This window comes from Seohaeicola saemankumensis, assembly GCF_021021435.1.
Classification (GTDB): domain Bacteria; phylum Pseudomonadota; class Alphaproteobacteria; order Rhodobacterales; family Rhodobacteraceae; genus Seohaeicola.
Genome location: NZ_JAINWI010000004.1, coordinates 110,081 through 129,810 on the forward strand (window position 1 = coordinate 110,081; position 19,730 = coordinate 129,810).

Genomic DNA, 19,730 nt, shown 5'->3' on the forward strand with positions numbered 1-19,730 from the left:
CTCCTTGATGGCCAGTCATGCGGCACCAGCGGGCAAGGCCAGAAGGTCGCGGTGGCCGATACGGCAAGCGGCGCTATCCACGTTTCCACTGCGTAAAGCGCCCCAGCCGAGTGCCTCTGCCGCGCCAGCCTGATGTGCAGCATCCGCAATACCGGTCACAAGCTCGCGCTGTAGTGCCGCCTCTGAGGAGCCTAGCCGCCACGGGCTTTCGGCCTGCAACACGCTATAGCCTGCAGCGGTGAATATCTTGGCGATCGCATCGGCGGCATCAGGCCCCAAGGCTGGGCCGAAACCCTTGTCACCGCGTTGGTGCGTGTTGAAAGCGCGCGTCACAATCGCATCCGCCGGATCAGCAGGGGTCCAATCCATCTGACCATCATAGTTTAGTGCGGCATAGAAAGGCAGTTTGTAACGTGACAGCCGGTCTGCCAGCGCCTTGACCCAATCATGTGAACATAGATCCAGCAGGGCCGATGCTGTGACCAGACCTGCCCCGTGTAACGGCAGCGCGTCCAGTTCACGCAAATCAATCCGGTGGGTCGTAGCACTGTCATCGCGACCCGTCGCAGCGGTTGCGGCATGGGCCAGAAGTTCTGGATCATTGTCGATCAACCGCCATTCGGCAGGTCTTGCCAACCGGCCTTCAAAAGCCCGTATCGTCGATCCTGTTCCGCATCCAAGATCGACGATCACGGGGTTTTCACCCGCTGCTATTGCCGCATCGGCCAGCAAAGCGTTATCCCGCGCCGCATGGTCGGCGGGTTCGCGCAACTCCAGCCATGCTGCGGAAAAACCCATGGTTCAGATCTCCGCCTCGAACCAGCCGCGTGCCAGATGGCTTTCATGCAGCGTGATCCGCAACCGCTTGACACGCCCCGCATCCTTCAACGCGCCAGAGCGGACCTTGGCTGCCATCTCGTGGAAGATATGGCCCGACAGGAATTCGGTCGTTGTAAAGATGCCTTTGAATTCTGGCGAATCGTCCAGATTCTTGTAGCGCAAAGGCTCCAAGACCTCGGCCAGTGCTTCGATCGCCAGTCCGATATCGACGACCAGACCATGTTCGTCGATGTCAGCGGCAAAAAACGCGGCGTCGACGGTAAAGGTGGCGCCATGCACCCCCTGCGCTGGCCCGAACAGGGGCGAAGGAAAGGAGTGGGCGATCATGATGTGGTCACGAACTTCGACGGCGTACATTTCAGTTCCTTAGATGGGTTTCAATACCGGATGCGGTGGCACAGAGTTTCGGGCGCGGCAAGGATACCTGCATAGGCTTTTGGCAGGTCGCTAAAGGCGGTCTCGCCGCTGATCAGCGCATCGCAGCGCGGGTCAAGCAGAAGCTCCAGCGCTTTGCCGATGCGACGGGCATAGGTCCAGCGCGGCATGCGCGGCGCGGGGACATGCCCGACTTGCGAACTGACAAGGCGCAGACGGCGGCTGTGAAACGCACCTCCAAGTGGGACCGCGATGTGCTTGTCTCCGTACCAGCTTGCCTCGACCACGGTTGCTTCCTGCCCTGCAACCGCAAGGGCCAGATGCAAACCGGATTCCGACGCACTTGTGTGGATCACAACATCGCAATCCTCCGGTGCGGCAGCGGCCAACGCGAATTGCACATCAAGCGCCGCAGCAAGGGCTGCCCGCTCTGGGTTGATATCAATCAGGGTCACATCCGCGCCGGGGAGCTGCGCGGCAAGATAGGCGACAAGCGCCCCAACCACGCCTGCACCAATGACAGCAATACTGTCGCCAGCGCCTGCCCCACTGTCCCACAGGATATTCAGCGCTGTCTCCATGTTGGCGGCCAGCACTGCGCGCTCCGGCGGAAGCGCGTCGGGCAAGAGCGTCAGGGCAGTTTCGGGCAAGCGATAGCTTGTCTGATGGGGAAAAAGCGCGAAAACCGTCCGGCCTGTCAATGCGCCCTCGGCAACGCGCCCAACGTTACAATACCCGTATTTTACAGGGAAAGGAAACTCCCCCTCCATGCCAGGTCCGCGCATTCGCGTGTATTCGGACAGCGGCACATTCCCACCGGCCACAAGATTTTCCGTGCCACGGCTGATGCCCGAAAATAGTGTCTCGATCAGCACGCCGCTTCCCATCAGGCCGGGCCTTATCTCGGCGTGATACGGAGCGGTGCACCAAAGGGCTGTGGTATCGTTCATTTCAGCAGATGTCCCGACTTTGCTGCTTTTGTCGCAAGATAGAACGCGTTTTGCTTGGTCTTGCCAACCTCAAGGGGAACACGTTCGGCGACGTCAATTCCCTGCGCGCGCAGCATCGCAACCTTGGCCGGATTGTTTGTCAGAAGCTTGACCGAAGCGACACCCAGCCGCGACAGAAGCGCTGCGCCGATACGGAAATCCCGCTCATCATCATCGAAACCAAGGTGGTGATTTGCCTCCACCGTATCCAGACCGCGATCCTGAAGGGCATAGGCACGCATCTTGTTGGCAAGACCAATGCCGCGGCCTTCCTGATTGAGATAGAGCAAAATACCCGCACCTGTTTCGGCCATCGCCGCGCAAGACGCCTGCAGTTGCGGGCCGCAGTCGCATTTCAGGCTGCCAAGTACATCACCTGTAAAGCAGGCCGAATGTAGCCTGACCAGCACAGGAGTGCTTGGATCAGGCTTACCGATCTCGATCGCATAGTGCTCGATTCCGCCATCATCGGGTCGAAATACATGAACACGTCCGGCTTCGGAGACAGACATCGGCAAGCGCGCCGAAGACACGGGAAACTGCACACGCTCGCGTGCCAGTTCGGTTAACACCTCTGTGGCATCAATGATCGACAGGCCGTGGCGCAACGCCTCGGCATGGCCGTCCGCGACTAGCAGAACAATAACAGCGGGCAAAAGCTGTGCGGACTTCGCAAGTGCGATCGCCGCGTGATGGATCGTGTCGCCTGCATGTGTTTTCGGGGTCATGTCGATCTGCCCACCACCGATCGGCAGGGGGGTGGCTTGCGGGTCCGCAAGTGCCGCTAACCATCCAAGAGACGCGTTTTGCGGGATACCGAACCACAGAACATCCGCCGCGGGCAGATCTCTAAGACCGAGTATGATAGCACGGTGACGCGTCATCGCCATCTCTGCTACGCCGCCTTCGTTCATCAAAGCTGCATAGCGTTCCGCGCTGAGCACTTCAGACGCAACAACAATTGCACAAGCGCCTTTTGCCGAAAGCACGACAGGCACGCCAAGCCGTATGTCACTTTTGACGCGCATCAATCTTTCGATTGCGCGCGGCGCAAGCGGAGACATGACAGAAGATTCTGCCATGCGGGCAGGTTGTAGAACATTCATGTGACGACCAAAATTCCAAATATCCCTGTCAAAGTAGTGTTACATACAGCCAGACAAGCCCGCCCGCAGGATTTCCATAAACGCCGCGCGGTTTTGCGCGGTCTTATGCTTACACGGGGTGAACGCATGCAAAGTTGCGCTAGATCCTGCGCTGGCGACGATTAAGATACACAAACAGGGAGAAAAGGTTTGGGACTGTCAGTCTGGTTGGGTTTGCTGCGATCCTTGGTGATCTATAACAATCCCCTAAGAACCGTTCCCCTGCGCCGTTTCTACAGCGGTCTGTTGAACGAGGGCGATCTGGTGTTCGATGTGGGCGCACATGTCGGCACCCGTGCACGCGCCATGCGCGCTGCAGGGGCGCGGGTCGTAGCATTGGAACCGCAAGCGCCTTTTTCCGGCTTTTTACGCCTGACCCTGCCGCGCGACATCCGCCTTGTCGAAGCCGCTGCTGGGGGGGCCGAAACCGTTGCCAATATGGTGGTATCATCATTGCACCCCACAGTGTCCTCCCTGAAAGAGGATTTCGCAACCCAAGCGGGGGCCTCCCCCGGTTTCGGCCATGTCCGCTGGGACCGCAGCCAGAGGGTCAGGGTCACAACTCTGGACAAACTGATCGAAGAAGAAGGCATGCCCCGCTATATCAAGATCGACGTCGAGGGGTTCGAGCTTGAGGTGCTGTCGGGCCTCAGCCAACCGGTCGAGATGATATCGGTGGAATACCTGCCCGGCCTTCCCGCGCTGACACTATCGGTCATCGACCGGCTGGCTACGTTGGGAGACTATCGTTTCAATCCCGTACTCGGGGAATCGGGTCAGTTCATGTGGGACGCATCGCGCGATGCGGGTGCGACCAAGGACTGGTTGTCCGGCCTTCCAACTGCGGCCCCCTCAGGCGATCTTTACGCGCGCCTGTCGGGCTAGGCACGCAAAATAGCAGCAAATTCCCCGAACAAGCGCGGCGTTGCCGTGAGGACCGTGCCCGATTTCTGCGGGCTGTCGGCAATGTCCAACGCCTCGATACGCGCACCGGCCTCCTTCAGGATGACCAGACCCGCTGCGATGTCCCAAGGGCGCAACCGCCGTTCCCAGAATCCGTCCAACCGTCCCGCCGCGACATAGGCCAGATCCAGAGCCGCCGCCCCCATCCTGCGCACTCCTGCGCAATGGGGCATCAGACGCGCGATATCGCTGGCATGATCGCCTATATGGTCCATTTCGCCAAAAGGTATCCCGGTGCCGAATAATGCAGACCCGAGTTTACCCGTATCCGACACCTCTATCGGTTGGCCGTTCAAATTGGCACCACCCCCCAGACGCGCGGAAAAGGTCTCGGATTTCACAGGATCATGCACAACGCCGACCCTGCGGATACCATCGACCTCAAGCGCGACCGAAACGGCCCAATGAGGAATACCGCGCAGGAAATTCGTGGTCCCATCCAGAGGATCGACAATCCACCGCCGCGAAACAGAGACTGTTTCGCCGGTTTCCTCGCCCAACCAGCCATCGGCGGGATTTGCCTGCAAAAGGGTCTCTCGCAGACAGGATTCCGCCTCAAGATCAGCTTGAGACAGGAAATCACCAGCCCGTTTTTGAGTAACCGCCAACTGTGCGGGGGCCGCCCAATAGCGCATCAGGATTGCGCCTGCTTTTGCAGCAGCTTTCTGTGCCAGCGCCAGATCCGCCTCATCCCGTGCAAGTAACGTCATGTGGCAGCCCCAAGTGCCGCATCAAGCGCTTGGCCCGCGATATCGGCGGTCTGCGACCAATTGGTCAGCCCCGCCCCGAAACGTCCCGCCTCTGCAGCCATGGCCTGATACATGTCAGGCGTTGTCAGCAAACTGCGCAGCGCGTCCGCAAAAGCAGCGGGATCATCCCGTTCAACCAGCAACCCTGCTTGCAAGGGCACCGTATCGGGCACTGCCCCCGTCCGGCAGGATACGATTGGCAAACCATAGACAAGTGCTTCGTTGAAGACGATGCCATATCCCTCGTAGCGGGTGGCCAAAGCGAAAATAGCCGCTTGACGATAAAGACCTTCCAGTTCCGTATCTGAAACGCGGCCCGCAAGATGCAGGCGATCTCCCAGACCCGCACGCAGGATGCGGTCTTGCAACGCTTCCGAATGTCCTTTCTCCCACGGGTTGCCGACAATTTTGGCCTGCCATTCCAGATCAGCAATCCGCGCCAGTGCGTCGATCAGCACATCGTGACCTTTTCGCGGATGCAGGATGCCTACCGACAGAATTAGGGGCGGTTCGGATTTGTGCGCGCCCCCGCCGGCCTCGATCTTTGGCTGCGCGATCCCTGGCAATGCGACATGAATTTTGTCGGAGGGTACATCATACTGCTCGATCAGACTCGCCCGCGTATGGGGACTGGGCACAAGGATACGCGCCGCGAAGCGTAGATTATCACGCTCTGTCCGCCACAGATGGTCCTTCTGCTCGTCCGGAAGACCGCTTTCCAAGGCAAGGGGGTGATGTACCAAGGCCACGATAGGCGCCTTGATCCGCGCCACTCCGGCCGTTTCCAGTGCGCCAAAGGCAAGGCCGTCAATGATGACCGGGCAACTCTCCGGCAGGTCTTGCAGCGCCTTTAGCGCCCTGTCCATATCCGAGGGGGTGGCGAAGGGAAAACCGTCGGGCAAACGGATCAACCGGATCTCGCGCCCCGCGCTCCTCAATTCCTCAAGAACACGCAGATCATAGATATAGCCCCCCGTCAGGTTCGTGATGTCGCCGGGAACGGCCATTGCTGCTGTCTTCATGGGATCGCCCTTGCCGGAGGATATTCACACCGCGAGAACGGACTTTAGCGCAGGCCCTGTCACAGACAATGCCTCTGCCCAAAGATCAATGGAAACCGGTCCCGTTCGTGGTGCGCAAAAAGACAAAAGGCCCGGGCATTTCTGCCCAAGCCTTTGATTAGTGGTGAGCCGTGCAGGATTCGAACCTGCGACCCACTGATTAAAAGTCAGTTGCTCTACCAACTGAGCTAACGGCCCACTAGAGCGCGCTTCTAGAAAGACGCGGGCAGAGGGTCAACCCCAAAATCCACCTTTGACTGCGGCATACTGGATAAACCTTGCAGAGCGGAGTATATGCGCGCCATGACGCTGGATCACGCAACAGGTTTGCCCTTCATGAAAATGCACGGGCTGGGGAACGACTTTGTCGTACTGGACGCGCGTGCGCAGGCTGTTCAACTGCGCGAGGGGCTTGTCAGGCTGATCGCGGACCGGCACCGGGGTATCGGATTTGACCAGCTTGCCGTGATCTCTGAAACGCCGGATGGCGACGCGCAGTTGCTATTTTACAACGCCGACGGATCGACCTCGGCGGCTTGTGGCAATGCGACACGCTGCATTGCGCGCTATCTGATGGATGAAGGCGGGAAATCCTCTCTGACGTTGATCACGGAACGTGGTAAACTGCGTGCTCTTGATGCGGGGGGTGGTCTGACATCGGTCAACATGGGACTTCCCCAGCTGGTCTGGAGCGATATCCCGCTGGCGGGCCCAATGGATACGCTGGAACTGCCGATAGAGGGTGCACCGACTGCCACCGGCATGGGGAATCCACATTGCACCTTCTTCGTGCCTGATGCCGACGAGGTCGACCTGGAAGCACTTGGTGCACAGTTCGAGCATCATCCGCTTTTTCCGAAGCGCACCAATGTCCAATTCGCTACGGTAACTGGCGCTGATCGCTTGCGGATGCGAGTCTGGGAGCGGGGCGTAGGTGTGACACTGGCGTCGGGTTCATCGTCCTGCGCTACCGCCGTGGCTGCTGCGCGGCGCGGGCTGACAGGGCGGCGTGTCGTGATTGACCTTGATGGCGGCACGCTTGAGGTGGACTGGCGCGAGGATGGCGTCTGGATGACTGGCGCGACGACGCATGTCGCTTCGGGCTATCTGACCCAGGCTTTTCTGGACAGCGCGACATGACGTTTGCCCCTCCGAAGTTCACAACGCTGGGCTGCCGGCTAAATGCCTACGAGACCGAAGCGATGAAGGATCTGGCCGCGCAGGCCGGATTGGACGGCGCGGTGGTCATCAATACATGCGCCGTCACTTCCGAGGCCGTGCGCAAGGCAAGGCAGGAGATTCGCCGCCTGCGCCGCGAGAACCCCGATGCCCGCCTGATCGTGACAGGCTGCGCCGCACAGACCGAGCCGGAAACCTTTGCTTCCATGCCCGAGGTTGATCTGGTGATCGGCAACACCGAGAAGATGCAGCCCGAGACATGGGCGCGCCTCTCGCCCGATTTCATCGGCCAGACCGAACGTGTGCAGGTCGATGATATCATGAGCGTGACAGAGACCGCAGGTCACCTGATCGACGGATTCGGGACGCGCAGCCGCGCCTATGTGCAGGTCCAGAACGGCTGCGATCACCGCTGCACTTTCTGCATTATACCTTACGGTCGCGGAAATTCCCGCTCGGTCCCTGCCGGTGTTGTGGTGGATCAGATCAAACGTCTGGTCGATGCCGGTTACAACGAGGTCGTTCTGACAGGAGTTGACCTGACAAGCTGGGGCGCCGATCTGCCCGCCGCTCCGAAACTGGGCGATCTGGTCATGCGAATCCTGCGTTTGGTGCCTGATCTGCCACGCTTGCGGATCAGTTCCATTGATTCGATCGAGGTCGATGACAACCTGATGCAGGCCATCGCCACCGAACCACGACTGATGCCACATCTGCATCTGTCGCTACAGCATGGTGACGACTTGATTCTCAAACGGATGAAACGGCGCCATCTGCGCGACGACGCTATCCGCTTTACTGAAGCTGCGCTGAAACTGCGGCCCGACATGACCTTCGGGGCGGATATCATTGCAGGCTTTCCGACCGAGACAGAGGCGCAATTCGAAAACTCGCTTCGGCTGGTCGAGGATTGCAAACTGACATGGCTGCATGTCTTCCCCTACTCCCCCCGTCACGGAACGCCTGCCGCGCGGATGCCAGCCGTTGCGGGGCCCGCTATCAAATCGCGTGCCGCACGCCTGCGCGCTGCGGGTGATGCGCGGGTGGCGCAGCATCTTGCAGGGCAGATCGGTCAGACCCACCGCATCCTCATGGAAAATCCTCACATGGGCCGCACCGAGCAGTTCACCGAGGTGACGCTGGACCGCCCCCAGCCCGAAGGCCGGATCATCACAGCCAGAATAACCGGGGCGACCGCAACACAGTTGACTGCCCAAGCCTGAACGACGTCTCTTCTTGCTTTCAATATCCTCGGGGGAGTCCCGCAGGGACGGGGGCAGAAGCCCCCTGCTTGGCAGTTTACACCCTCACAGACCGGGCCTAGTGTCGCGCCCGTATCTCAGGGAGGAATACGCCAATGAAACTCATCTCGTCCCCTGCCTCGCCTTTCGTGCGCAAGGTGCACGCCGTGCTGCACGAAACTGGCCAACTTGCCGATGTCGAGGTGATCGGTGTCAAAACATCTCCTGTGGCAACCGCGATGGACGTTGCCGCCGCAAACCCTTTGGGCAAGATCCCCGCGTTGCTGCGCGATGACGGGCCTGCGATTTATGACAGCCGCGTCATCACGCGGTTTCTGGATGCCCGCGCAAGCGGCAAACTGTATCCACAGGCGCGTATCTGGGAAATCCTGACGCTTGAAGCGACGGCTGACGGGATCATGGATGCGGCGGTACTGATGACCTACGAGCGGCGCATACGCCCCGCCGAGCGGGTTTTCGAGGACTGGATCGAAGCCCAGTGGGGTAAGGTCAGCGGCGCGCTTGATGCGCTGAATGACCGCTGGATAAGCCATCTGGAAGGACCGCTATGCATGGGACAACTCGCTATCGGCTGTGCTCTTGGCTATCTCGATTTCCGACATGATGCGCGGCAATGGCGCAAGGACCGTGGCGCATTGGACGATTGGTATGCTGCGTTCTCACAACGTCCCTCTATGATCGCGACCGCACCGAAAGACTGATTGCCTTTTGAGCCTTTCCACAACGCAAAAAGCCCCGCTGGTTCTTGGCGGGGCTGTTTGATTGGAACTTCGGACGTCGCTGCAAGCCTTGATCAGAAGCGGAAAGACACCCCGACATTGACCGCGTTGCTGATCAGCCGAGTATTGAGCTTTCCGCCACCTTCCAGATCGGCCTCGTTATCCGAGATCGTGAACTGGTACTCGCCAAAAACAGCCCAACGGTCGTTCAGATCATAAGACGCACCCGCAGACAGTCGCAGGGCGGGACCTGTATACTGGTAACCATAGGTGCGGTTGCCATTCTCGGTCACATCGACATGCGGCACGGCAATCCCCAATCCTACGCCTGCATAGGGTGTGAAACGACCGGACGCCCAAAGACCGGGCCAGCGTTTTGCGATATTCGCAGTGACGATGTTGTGCCCGTCCGTGAATTCCAGCCTGTTGAATCCCGCAGGCATATCGCCAGTCGGCGCGTAAAACTTGGCATGGGTGAATTCGACACCGTAAGCGATGTTGTTGGGCTGCCACCACATGATCCTTGCACCGTAATAGGGCGGCATCGACAGTGACTTGCCCTTCCATCCGATGTTTTCATCGAAGGACGATCCATCTGCCCGTTGACCGCTGACGCTGCTATGCGGGGCGGTCTGCACCCCGCCATAAATGCTGATTTCCGTCTGCGCCACAAGTGGCGAACTTGAGAGCACCAGTACGGCAACGAGGGATATAAAACGGTACAACATCAGGTAGGCCTTTCACGCAGGGTCTTTCGCAATTGACTTCCTAGTATGTCAATCGGACGTTGTCAGCATAGGCGCGGTAGAGTGGCATCACAATACGGCACAGGTGTATCAATAGTCGCAGTTTGTCACACTCGGCCATTGTCTGCTGGACGAGTCGTGGTTGCCCCGCTACATAGCGCCTTGGAAAAGCTGCGCTTGTCGCGGCAATACCCTTTATTTGGCCACTACCGGCCTTGGAATGGAGAAAACCTCGTGTCCCACGCAGAAGATCACGAAGGCACCCGCAGAGATTTCCTTTATTACGCCACCGCAGGCGCAGGTGCCGTGACCGCAGGTGCAGCCATCTGGCCGCTTGTCAACCAGATGAACCCATCGGCCGATGTGCAGGCATTGGCCTCGATTCGCGTTGATGTTTCCGGCGTCGAGCCAGGCACACAGCTGACGGTGAAATGGCTGGGCAAGCCCGTGTTCATCCGTCGCCGGACCGAAACCGAGATCGAGGAAGCGCGCGCAGTTGACCTGAGCCAGCTTCCCGACGGCAATGCGCAAAACCGCAATGACATGACGCTGGACGCCTCCGACCAGAACCGCGCGCTGGACGAGGCCGGTGAATGGCTGGTGATGATCGGCGTCTGCACCCATCTGGGTTGCGTTCCCATCGGCGATGGTGCTGGTGACTTCGGTGGCTGGTTCTGCCCCTGCCATGGTTCGCATTACGACAGCTCCGGCCGCATCCGCCGTGGACCGGCACCCGAGAATCTGTGGATTCCGGTCGCCGCGTTCGAAGACGACACAACGATCAAGCTGGGTTAAAGGAAACGCATCATGGCTGGAATTCCTCACGACCATTACGAACCAAAGACCGGTGGCGAGAAGTGGCTGCATTCGCGCCTGCCCATCGTCGGTCTGCTCTATGACACCATCATGATTCCCACACCCAAAAACCTGAACTGGATGTGGATCTGGGGGATCGTCCTGACATTCTGTCTGGCGTTGCAAATCATCACCGGGATCATTCTGGTGATGCATTACACGCCGCATGTAGACCACGCTTTTGCATCGGTCGAACATATCATGCGTAACGTGAATGGCGGGCATATGCTGCGCTATCTGCACCAGAACGGTGCACACCTGTTTTTCTTTGCCGTGTATCTGCACATTTTCCGCGGTCTCTACTATGGCAGCTACAAAGCCCCGCGCGAGATTACGTGGATCATCGGCATGCTGATCTATCTGCTGATGATGGCAACCGCGTTCATGGGCTACGTTCTGCCTTGGGGCCAGATGTCCTTCTGGGGAGCGACTGTGATTACCGGCCTGTTTGGTGCGATCCCCTTTGTCGGCGACGCGTTGCAGACATGGCTGCTGGGCGGACCCGCAGTGGACAATGCTACGTTGAACCGCTTCTTCTCATTGCACTACCTGCTGCCGATGATCATTTCGGCGCTGGTGGCCGTTCATATCTGGGCGTTCCACACAACCGGCAACAACAATCCGACCGGTGTTGAAGTGCGTCGGACGTCGAAAGAAGATGCCGAGAAGGACACGCTGCCCTTCTGGCCCTACTTCGTGATGAAGGATTTGTTCGCCCTGGGTCTGATCATGGTCATCTTCTTTGCCGTGGTCGGTTTCATGCCCAACTATCTGGGACACCCCGACAACTATATCGAGGCAAACCCCTTGGTGACGCCGTCGCATATTGTGCCTGAATGGTACTTCTTGCCCTTCTACGCGATCCTGCGTGCCTTTACTGCCGATGTGTGGGTTGTGATTGCAGCAAACTGGATCACAGGCGGCATCATCGACGCCAAGTTCTTCGGCGTGCTGGCGATGTTCGGTGCGATTGCTGTAATGGCGCTGGCCCCCTGGCTGGACACAAGCCGCGTGCGTTCGGGCCGGTACCGTCCGATGTTCAAGTGGTGGTTCGCCCTGCTTTGTGTGGACTTCGTGGTTCTCACATGGGTGGGTTCGATGCCTGCGGAAGAACCATATGCCACGATCTCGCTGATCGCATCGGCCTACTGGTTCGCCTACTTCCTTATCATTCTGCCCCTGTTGGGCGTGATTGAAAAACCGCTGGCCGCTCCTGCGACCATCGAAGAAGACTTCAAGTCGCATTATGGTGCCGCCTCCGGCACCCCTGCCGAATAAGAAAGGACACGGGATGATACTGAGAAAGATTGCGATTGCCGCAGTTGCCGCCCTGTCACTTTCGGGCGGGGCAGGCCTTGCCGCGGGCGCTGGCGGCCATGTCGAGAAAGTCGATTTCTCGTTCAAAGGGCCGTTTGGCGCTTATGATCAGAATCAGCTGCAGCGCGGGCTTCAGGTTTACACTGAGGTCTGTGCAGCTTGCCACGGATTGCGCTATGTCCCACTTCGGACACTGGCGGACGAGGGCGGACCGAACATGCCCGAAGATCAGGTGCGCGCGTACGCCAACCAGTTCGAGATTTTCGACGCTGAACTGGACGATTTCCGCGCGCGTGTGGAAACCGACCATTTCCCGATGTCGAACCTTTCGAATGCGCCGGACCTGTCACTGATGGCCAAGGCACGGGCCGGTTTCAGCGGCCCCTACGGTAGCGGCATCAACCAGTTGATTAACGGTATTGGCGGACCCGAGTATATCTACTCGCTGCTGCTGGGATTCACCGGTGAGGAAAAGACTGAAGCAGGTGTGACCCTTTACGAGAACACGGCCTATCCGGGTCAGTGGCTTGCTATGGGGCCGGTCCTGTTCGAAGACCAGCTTGAATTCGCGGATGGCTCCAGCAACTCGATGGAAGCCGTGGCAGAAGATGTTGCCGCGTTCCTGATGTGGACTGCAGAACCCAAGATGATGGCCCGCAAACAGACTGGACTGGTTGCTGTTCTCTTCCTTTCAGTGCTGACTGTGCTGCTTTATCTGACAAACAAACGGATCTGGATGCCTGTGAAGCGCAAAGAAAAGAACGCCTGATCAGTTCTTTCAAAACCAAAAAAACCCCGCCTTGTGCGGGGTTTTTCTTTTGCTGACGCTTTTGTCTAAGAGATTACCCACCGCCCAGATAGTCCGCCAGTGCAGGCGGTGGGTTGTTCAGAAGCGGTCCTGTCTCTTGCGGGGCAAACGCCTGACCTTCAGACACCAGAACCGTCAACGGCGCGATACGACGCGCATCCGTCGGATCATGGCTGACCATCAACAGGGTCGCGCCAGTTTCACCGGCAAGTCCAGCGACCAGATCCAGCATCTCTGACTTGAGGGCTGGACCCAGCGCCGCAAAAGGCTCGTCCAGCAGAATCAGGGGGCATCGCTGCACCATCACACGCGCCAGCGCCACACGCCCCTGCTGCCCACCCGAAAGCGTCCCAGGCTTGCGCCCCTCCATACCGTCCAGTCCCACACGCCTTACTGCTTCGGCAACGCGGTTCTGATCCTCGGCAGTCAGGCGCAGATCGGGGCGGATACCCAATCCGATGTTCTGGGCGACTGTCAGATGCGGAAAAAGGTTGTTGTCCTGAAACAGCATTGCAACGGGCCGTTGTGCGGGCGGCAATCCGGTGATGTCGCGCTGCTCCCATATGATGCGCCCCGCGACCGGTGGAAAGAATCCCGCGATCACATTCAGTAAAGTTGATTTTCCGGCACCGGATGGGCCAATGACGGCCACGATCGAACCCGCCGGAATCGCAAAATCCGCTTGTAACCGAAAGTCGTCCTGCCGGATATCAAGCGCTTCAAGCCTCAACATCGCGGCGGCCTCCCCGATCAAAAGTCCAGAACAGAAACAGGCTGATGGCCAGTAGAAGCAGACCGGCACCTGCTGCGGTATCCATCCGGTAAGCCCCCATCAACCGCAGGATTTCCAACGGCAATGTGGCCCGCTCTGGGTCCGCGAAAAGTGCGATTACCCCCAGATCCCCCATAGACAGAGCCGCCGCAAGTCCCGCTGAAAAACCCAACGGACGGCGCAAACGGGGCAAGACCAGCAAACGCAGGCGCGATAGGCCTGACATTCCCAGACTATCCGCGAGCGGTCCATAGTCACGGACAATATCCCGAAGTGCAGGCACCAGAACACGCAGGGCAAAGGGAAGGGCGGCCAAGGCGTTCACCAAAGACGTCAATACAAATGCCCAGCGTGCTGGATCGCTGAACGGATTAATCAGCAGGAAAAGGCCCGTGCCGATTACCAAGGGCGAGACTGCGACACCTATAAGGGCAATCGCCTCGGTCCTGTGGCGGGCAAGTGCCAGATAGGCCAGACAAAGCGCCAATATGATCGCAAACAAGGTAGATGACAGCGCCATGACGACGGACACGATAGCGGCGCGCCAGACCTGAACGGGCAAGTCCAACAGACCCGGAAGGCCGCGCCAGATAACAGCGGCGAGGGGGATTAACAGGAACAGCGCCGCACACACAAGCGCCAAGGCATCCAGAATGCGCAAGTGCCAAACCTCGGCCTCCCAACGGCGGAAGGGTCGGTCCAATCCACGTCCGAATCCGTTGATATGACCAAACCTGAAGGCCAGCAAAGCCGCGACAGTGACAACCGCCATCTGGATGACCGCCAATACCGCCGCGCGTCCGAGATCAAAGTCGAATCGAAAAGCCTGATAGATCGCAAGTTCCACCGTCGTCGCACGTGGACCGCCGCCCAGCGTCAAGGCGACCGCAAAGCTGCTGAGGCAGATGGCAAAGATCACCATCGCAGCCCCCGGCAATGTCGTCCGTAACATCGGCATTTCCAACTGGCGAAACACGTCTGAAGGCCCAAATCCAAGGCTTGCCGCAAGACGGAACCGTTCGGACGGTATGCCTTGCCAGCCTTGCAGCAGAAAACGTGTCGCAAGTGGCAGGTTAAAAAATACATGCGCCAGCACAACGCCGTGCAACCCATAGATCTGGACAGGTGGAAGACCGATCCCGCCTAGCGCCTGATTGACGATACCGGCACGACCGAAAACAGCCAGAAGGCCAAGCACGGCGACGATGACAGGCAGTATGAAAGGTGCGCCCATCAGCGTGACCAGAAGCCCGCGCCCGCGAAACCTTCGCCGCGCCAGCGCACGCGCCACCGGAACGGCCAGCACAACGCTGAAGAGGGCCGATAACAGCGCCTGAAGCACGGTAAAGCGCAAGGCGGCCCAGTCCGATGGTCCGGGCATGCTGCCGCCTCCCGCACGCCAGAACACAGCCAGCAAGGGCAGCAGGACAACACTTGCAACAAGTGCCGCCGCCACCCATCCCGGCCAATGGCCCGAGTGACGCAAGCCTAGCGGGACAGCGCGCGCAGCCATTCGTCCAATGCCAGATCCCGCAGCGCCCCGGCTTGGTCTATCGGTGCAAGAATGGCCGTTTCAGGCTGGATCAGGGTCGAAAACCCGTCCGGCAAACCTCCATCGGGTAGCACCACGGGATACATCCAGTTTGTCGTCGGGATCACGGACTGGAAGGCATCGCCGAGCATGAAGCGCAGGAACTGATCAGCCAGTTCAGGCTGATCGGTGGCCGCCAGTTTACCCGCAACCTCTATCTGCATGTAGTGGCCTTCCGAGAACGGCAACGCGACCTTGCTGTCGTCCTCTTCGGCGATCAGATGATAGGCGGGCGAGGTCGTGTAGGACAGAACAAGATCGGCCTCGCCTTCCAGAAACAGCCCATAGGCTTCGGACCAACCGGGTGTGACCGTCACGATATTGTCGGCCAGTGCTGCCCAGATTTCTTCGGCCTCGTCCCCGAAAACGGACTTGACCCACATCAGCAACCCCAAACCAGGGGTAGATGACCTTGGGTCCTGAATGACGATTTTCTGCTCGCTTTCCGCCAGTTCGCGAAAGCTGGTCGAATGGGCTTCGCCGCGATTGCCGACAAACGCGAAATAACCCCAGTCATAGGGCAGAAACAGCGGGTCGTTCCATTCCAGTGGAAGATCCAGATCGGTCTCGATCGTATGGGCGACGAAAAGCCCCGTTTCACGCGCGGCCGAGATCAGGCCGGTATCCAGACCCAGCACGATGTCCGCATCGCTACGGGCACCCTCAAGCTTGAGCCGCCCCAGAAGTGCGGCACCGTCACCTGCACCGACAAGGTTCAGAACACAGCCGCATTCGGTCTCGAATGCTTGCTTGATCGCAGGACCGGGGCCCCATTCAGACAGGAAGCTGTCATAGGTGTAGACGGTCAACTGTGGTGTTTGGGCCAATGCCGGACTTGCCGCCAAAAGCGCTGCAATTACCAGATGGGGCTTCATTCATTCCTCCTACGATCCGGCAGCGGGTCAAGTCTGGAGGTGGTCCATCCCTTCCCTCCGCCGGTCCTAACCGGTTCAGGTTCAACGGGTTCGCCAACCGGCATCTCAGCGCAACAACAGGTCACGCACCCCGAGGTGGAGCCAGCCTAGTGCTGCATCAAAGCCCCTTCAAGGCAAAACCGCTTGAGGCAAGGACAGCGCAACGCTAGACCAAGCGCAAAGGAGCGCTGCACATGAGTATGAACAGCTTTGGCCATCTATTCCGCGTAACAACATGGGGTGAAAGCCATGGGCCCGCATTGGGTGCCACCGTCGATGGCTGCCCTCCGGGAGTGCAAATTGACGAGGCGATGATCCAGCAGTGGCTGGACATGCGAAAACCCGGCCAGAACAAATATACGACCCAGCGCCGCGAGGCGGACGAGGTGCGAATCCTGTCCGGTGTGTTCGAAGGACGAACAACAGGCACGCCCGTCCAGTTGATGATCGAGAATACCGATCAACGGTCCAAGGATTACGGTGACATCTCCGAAAAGTTCCGCCCCGGACATGCGGATATCACCTATTGGCAAAAATACGGTATCCGCGATTATCGCGGCGGCGGGAGGTCCTCGGCGCGCGAGACTGCCGCACGCGTCGCGGCAGGCGGTCTGGCACGCGCTGCATTGGTCCTGCTGGCACCCGAGGTGCAGATTAGCGGCTATATGACCCAGATCGGCCCGCACGGAATCGACCGCGACCGGTTTGATTGGAACGAGATTGCCCGCAACCCGTTCTGGACGCCGGATGCACAGGCTGCCATGGTATGGGCCGATTATCTGGACGAATTGCGCAAGTCGGGTAATTCGGTCGGGGCGATTGTCGAAGTTGTGGCGCGCGGGGTTCCTGCGGGTCTGGGTGCGCCCGTTTACGGCAAGTTAGACACTGATCTGGCGGCCGCGATGATGTCGATCAACGCCGTCAAAGGCGTCGAGATCGGCGAGGGCATGGCGGCTGCCATGCTGACGGGCGAGGAAAATGCCGACGAGATATTCCTCGGCAATGATGGCAAACCTGTCTATTCCTCGAACCACGCGGGCGGCATCCTTGGGGGGATTTCGACGGGGCAGGACATTGTGGTGCGCTTTGCTGTAAAGCCTACCTCGTCTATTCTGAAGCCACGCCAGACCATCACCAAGGGCGGTCAACCTGCCGAGATCATCACCAAGGGTCGCCACGACCCCTGCGTCGGGATCAGGGCAGTGCCGGTCGGCGAAGCGATGATGGCCTGTGTGATCCTTGATCATATCCTGCTTCATCGCGGACAGATCGGCGGCGCAGTAGGCGAGACCCGCGGGCGCATCGGCTAGAATTGGGCGCGATCCTTATCATCACCTTCCCGATCTTTGCGCTGATCGGTGTCGGCTATGGTGCCGTGCGTATGGGACTGTTCGCGTCCTCGGACATGAAGGTTTTGGGCAAGTATGTGCTGAACATCGCGCTGCCTGCCCTCCTGTTCAATGCGGTGGCATCGCGCGAGTTGGGCGATGTCTTGAACCTTGGCTACATACTTGTCTTCGCCTTCGGGGGTTTGTTGACCATCGGTGTGGCCTTCGCATGGTTTACCCTTCAAGACACCGGACCCGCACGGCGTGCGATTGCCACGATGGGAGCTGCCTGTCCGAATTCCGGCTTTGTCGGCTATCCCGTCATGCTGCTGGTTTTTCCCGATCTGGCTGGCGTGGTTCTGGCCCTGAACATGGTGGTCGAGAACTTTCTGCTGATCCCGCTCTGCCTGATGCTGCTAGAAGCATCGCGCGACCGGCAGGGGAAATCCCTCATGCGGATCGCGGGCCAGATCATTCTGAACGTGCTTCGCAGGCCGATGGTCATTGGTTTGATGCTGGGCCTTGTCGTGATGCTGACGGATTTGCCTGTGCCGCAGATGGTGACCCGCTTGATGGACGTTCTGGCAGCGTCGTCCAGCGCCCTTGCGCTGTTCGTGATCGGCGGGTCACTTGTCGGACTGCCCGTCATCGGACAACGCTCGCTGGCCGTGCAGATCATGGCTGCGAAACTGCTGTTGCATCCCGGCCTGACGACTATCGTTCTTGTCTGCCTGCCCTTGACCGGACTTCCGATCCTGTCGGGCGACATGGCGACAGCGGTTATCCTGTCCACCGCCATGCCGATGTTCGGTATCTATACGCTTCTTGCGCAGGACTACGGACACGAGGGTATCGCATCGCTCGCCCTTCTGGGGGCCACGGTTGGTGCGTTCTTTACTCTCAGCGCGTTGCTGGCTGTGCTGACCTGATCACGCGCTGGCAGCTTCAAGCGCCGTATCCATCAGGGCCTTGATCTCGGCCCGCCCGGTCTGCGCCACGATGCGCCCCAGTTCCCGATCGCCGCGCAGCACCACAAGGGTCGAGCGGCGCGGGATCTTGAGGTCCTGTACGATCTGGGAGCGACCATACTCATCCCAGTCCACGTCGATGAAGGTAATCTTCTCCTCATAGGCGGGGCTTTCGGCCTTGAGCGCTTTTAAGACGCGTTCCTGCGCGGCGCAGGTGCTGCACCAACTGGCTTTGAAATCCAGAAACACAGTTTCATCGGCAGCCAGCCGCGCGGCTAGCAAGTCGGGTGTATAGGGCAGACCAGTGGCGCGCACGGCCAAAGGCATAGCTAGGGTCACAATCGTCGTCGACGTAAGAGCAATGAAATCGCGGCGGTTCATGTTGTTTCCTTCATCGTGGTGAATAGGGTTAAATGGCAACGGAAAGGTCTACAAACCAAGCTGGCAGAACGCCCAGCAACCAGGCATCCAGCAGGTGATGCAAGCGCAGAAGCAGTGCGACACCGACAGCGATAAAGACAGCCCCCATGAAAGGACGGGCATTCTCGGCAATCCGGCGCATCAACGGCTGGTGCGTTACCAGGGCAGCGCGAGCACCATAGCCCAGCGTCAGGATCAAGGTCGAAACGCCGGCAGCAAAAGCCGCCATGATTGCCGCAGCCCAGAGCAAGCTCTCGCCCTGCGCGGCGAGCGCGATAGCGCCGCCCAATGTGGGGCCGATACAGGGCGACCATACCGCACCCAGTAGCAGGCCACCCCCGAACTGGCCTTGCAGGCCGGTGCTATCCATCCGGTCCATGCGGGCATCCGCACCGCTTGCCAGACCAGTTGTTGCTATCGAGAAGGCCATACCGAAACGGGGCGCCAGCAGGATCAGCCCGAAGCCGATCATCAGGATCGCACCGGCCTGCGCGATCAGTTCCTCGGTCAGGCCAAGCGCAAATCCGAAGGCCGATACAGTGATCCCCAGAACGACAAAAGACAGGCTCATCCCTGCGGCCAATGCGACGGGTCCAAGCGCACTTGCCTGCAAGTCCCCGGCCAGCACGATGGAAAGCACCGGCAAGACGCAGGGGTTTATCAGGGTCAATAGCCCCGCCAGATATCCAAGGAACAGCTCCATCCCGCGATCTAGGCGCGCGGGATGAC

General features: G+C 59.3%; 21 protein-coding genes, 1 tRNA gene and 1 riboswitch. Of the genes, 9 read left to right on the top strand and 13 right to left on the bottom strand.

Going from position 1 to position 19,730, the window contains the following annotated elements; genetic code table 11:
* Window positions 1-15: 15 nt before the first annotated feature.
* Genes K7H22_RS02395 through ribA form a run of 4 tightly spaced genes read right to left on the bottom strand, consistent with a single transcriptional unit; the run spans window position 16 to window position 3,268 of the window.
* Entirely contained in the window at window positions 16-798 is a 783-nt protein-coding gene (locus tag K7H22_RS02395) for a methyltransferase domain-containing protein (RefSeq protein ID WP_230799132.1), read from the bottom strand.
* A 3-nt stretch (window positions 799-801) separates the two neighbouring features.
* Window positions 802-1,197 carry a 6-pyruvoyl trahydropterin synthase family protein gene (locus K7H22_RS02400; RefSeq protein WP_230799133.1) on the bottom strand — a complete coding sequence of 132 codons (396 nt, stop codon included), beginning with the start codon at window positions 1,195-1,197 and terminating at the stop codon, window positions 802-804.
* A 20-nt stretch (window positions 1,198-1,217) separates the two neighbouring features.
* On the bottom strand, window positions 1,218-2,165 hold the full coding sequence (locus tag K7H22_RS02405) for a zinc-dependent alcohol dehydrogenase (RefSeq protein WP_230799134.1): 948 nt from the start codon (window positions 2,163-2,165) through the stop codon (window positions 1,218-1,220).
* Window positions 2,162-3,268, bottom strand: coding sequence for a GTP cyclohydrolase II (gene ribA / locus K7H22_RS02410; protein ID WP_230799135.1), 1,107 nt, complete (start codon window positions 3,266-3,268; stop codon window positions 2,162-2,164). Before ribA ends, K7H22_RS02405 begins: the two co-directional genes overlap by 4 nt.
* Before the next feature lie 231 nt (window positions 3,269-3,499).
* Between ribA and K7H22_RS02415 the strand changes: the two genes are divergently transcribed.
* Window positions 3,500-4,234, top strand: coding sequence for an FkbM family methyltransferase (locus K7H22_RS02415; RefSeq protein WP_230799136.1), 735 nt, complete (start codon window positions 3,500-3,502; stop codon window positions 4,232-4,234).
* Here the strand turns inward: K7H22_RS02415 and K7H22_RS02420 are convergent.
* The 3 genes from K7H22_RS02420 to K7H22_RS02430 all read right to left on the bottom strand — a co-directional run bounded on the left by K7H22_RS02420 (window position 4,231) and on the right by K7H22_RS02430 (window position 6,320).
* Window positions 4,231-5,022, bottom strand: coding sequence for an inositol monophosphatase family protein (locus tag K7H22_RS02420; protein WP_230799137.1), 792 nt, complete (start codon window positions 5,020-5,022; stop codon window positions 4,231-4,233). The genes K7H22_RS02415 and K7H22_RS02420 overlap by 4 nt on opposite strands.
* Window positions 5,019-6,083: a glycosyltransferase family 4 protein gene (locus tag K7H22_RS02425; RefSeq protein ID WP_230799138.1), complete on the bottom strand. Its 1,065-nt coding sequence runs from the start codon at window positions 6,081-6,083 to the stop codon at window positions 5,019-5,021. Before K7H22_RS02425 ends, K7H22_RS02420 begins: the two co-directional genes overlap by 4 nt.
* A gap of 161 nt (window positions 6,084-6,244) precedes the next feature.
* Window positions 6,245-6,320: transfer RNA gene (locus K7H22_RS02430), tRNA-Lys, on the bottom strand.
* Between the two features lie 96 nt (window positions 6,321-6,416).
* Here K7H22_RS02430 and dapF point away from each other — a divergent pair.
* The 3 genes from dapF (at window position 6,417) to K7H22_RS02445 (ending at window position 9,264) form a co-directional block, all read left to right on the top strand.
* Window positions 6,417-7,262, top strand: coding sequence for a diaminopimelate epimerase (dapF, locus tag K7H22_RS02435; RefSeq protein WP_230799139.1), 846 nt, complete (start codon window positions 6,417-6,419; stop codon window positions 7,260-7,262).
* Complete coding sequence (mtaB, locus tag K7H22_RS02440; protein WP_230799140.1) at window positions 7,259-8,524, top strand: tRNA (N(6)-L-threonylcarbamoyladenosine(37)-C(2))-methylthiotransferase MtaB; 1,266 nt, start codon at window positions 7,259-7,261, stop codon at window positions 8,522-8,524. Before dapF ends, mtaB begins: the two co-directional genes overlap by 4 nt.
* Window positions 8,525-8,658: 134 nt before the next feature.
* Entirely contained in the window at window positions 8,659-9,264 is a 606-nt protein-coding gene (locus tag K7H22_RS02445; RefSeq protein WP_230799141.1) for a glutathione S-transferase, read from the top strand.
* A 92-nt stretch (window positions 9,265-9,356) separates the two neighbouring features.
* On the opposite strand, the gene K7H22_RS02450 is transcribed toward K7H22_RS02445, so the two are convergent.
* Window positions 9,357-10,010, bottom strand: coding sequence for an outer membrane protein (locus K7H22_RS02450; protein WP_230799142.1), 654 nt, complete (start codon window positions 10,008-10,010; stop codon window positions 9,357-9,359).
* Window positions 10,011-10,262: 252 nt separating this feature from the next.
* On the opposite strand from K7H22_RS02450, the gene petA reads away from it, so the two are divergent.
* From petA to K7H22_RS02465, 3 genes are read left to right on the top strand one after another with little or no spacing between them, the layout of a single operon-like run.
* On the top strand, window positions 10,263-10,823 hold the full coding sequence (petA, locus tag K7H22_RS02455; protein ID WP_230799143.1) for a ubiquinol-cytochrome c reductase iron-sulfur subunit: 561 nt from the start codon (window positions 10,263-10,265) through the stop codon (window positions 10,821-10,823).
* Between the two features lie 12 nt (window positions 10,824-10,835).
* Complete coding sequence (petB, locus tag K7H22_RS02460) at window positions 10,836-12,161, top strand: cytochrome b (protein WP_230799144.1); 1,326 nt, start codon at window positions 10,836-10,838, stop codon at window positions 12,159-12,161.
* A gap of 16 nt (window positions 12,162-12,177) precedes the next feature.
* Window positions 12,178-12,969, top strand: a complete 792-nt coding sequence (locus tag K7H22_RS02465; RefSeq protein ID WP_230799354.1) for a cytochrome c1 — start codon at window positions 12,178-12,180, stop codon at window positions 12,967-12,969.
* A gap of 73 nt (window positions 12,970-13,042) precedes the next feature.
* On the opposite strand, the gene thiQ is transcribed toward K7H22_RS02465, so the two are convergent.
* From thiQ to thiB, 3 genes are read right to left on the bottom strand one after another with little or no spacing between them, the layout of a single operon-like run.
* Complete coding sequence (thiQ, locus tag K7H22_RS02470; RefSeq protein ID WP_230799145.1) at window positions 13,043-13,741, bottom strand: thiamine ABC transporter ATP-binding protein; 699 nt, start codon at window positions 13,739-13,741, stop codon at window positions 13,043-13,045.
* Window positions 13,728-15,293 carry a thiamine/thiamine pyrophosphate ABC transporter permease ThiP gene (locus tag K7H22_RS02475; protein WP_230799146.1) on the bottom strand — a complete coding sequence of 522 codons (1,566 nt, stop codon included), beginning with the start codon at window positions 15,291-15,293 and terminating at the stop codon, window positions 13,728-13,730. The genes thiQ and K7H22_RS02475 overlap by 14 nt, the downstream gene beginning before the upstream one ends.
* On the bottom strand, window positions 15,269-16,246 hold the full coding sequence (gene thiB, locus K7H22_RS02480) for a thiamine ABC transporter substrate binding subunit (protein WP_230799147.1): 978 nt from the start codon (window positions 16,244-16,246) through the stop codon (window positions 15,269-15,271). Before thiB ends, K7H22_RS02475 begins: the two co-directional genes overlap by 25 nt.
* A gap of 35 nt (window positions 16,247-16,281) precedes the next feature.
* A riboswitch (TPP riboswitch) is annotated at window positions 16,282-16,389 on the bottom strand.
* A gap of 90 nt (window positions 16,390-16,479) precedes the next feature.
* Between thiB and aroC the strand changes: the two genes are divergently transcribed.
* Both aroC and K7H22_RS02490 read left to right on the top strand, forming a co-directional pair.
* A complete protein-coding gene (gene aroC, locus K7H22_RS02485; protein ID WP_230799148.1) occupies window positions 16,480-17,595 on the top strand; it encodes a chorismate synthase in 1,116 nt (371 codons plus the stop codon).
* Between the two features lie 2 nt (window positions 17,596-17,597).
* Window positions 17,598-18,542 carry an AEC family transporter gene (locus tag K7H22_RS02490; protein WP_230799149.1) on the top strand — a complete coding sequence of 315 codons (945 nt, stop codon included), beginning with the start codon at window positions 17,598-17,600 and terminating at the stop codon, window positions 18,540-18,542.
* Here K7H22_RS02490 and K7H22_RS02495 read toward each other — a convergent pair whose 3' ends face one another.
* Window positions 18,543-18,962 carry a thioredoxin family protein gene (locus K7H22_RS02495; RefSeq protein WP_230799150.1) on the bottom strand — a complete coding sequence of 140 codons (420 nt, stop codon included), beginning with the start codon at window positions 18,960-18,962 and terminating at the stop codon, window positions 18,543-18,545.
* A 28-nt stretch (window positions 18,963-18,990) separates the two neighbouring features.
* On the bottom strand, window positions 18,991-19,704 hold the full coding sequence (locus K7H22_RS02500; protein ID WP_230799151.1) for a cytochrome c biogenesis CcdA family protein: 714 nt from the start codon (window positions 19,702-19,704) through the stop codon (window positions 18,991-18,993).
* Window positions 19,705-19,730 lie beyond the last annotated feature (26 nt).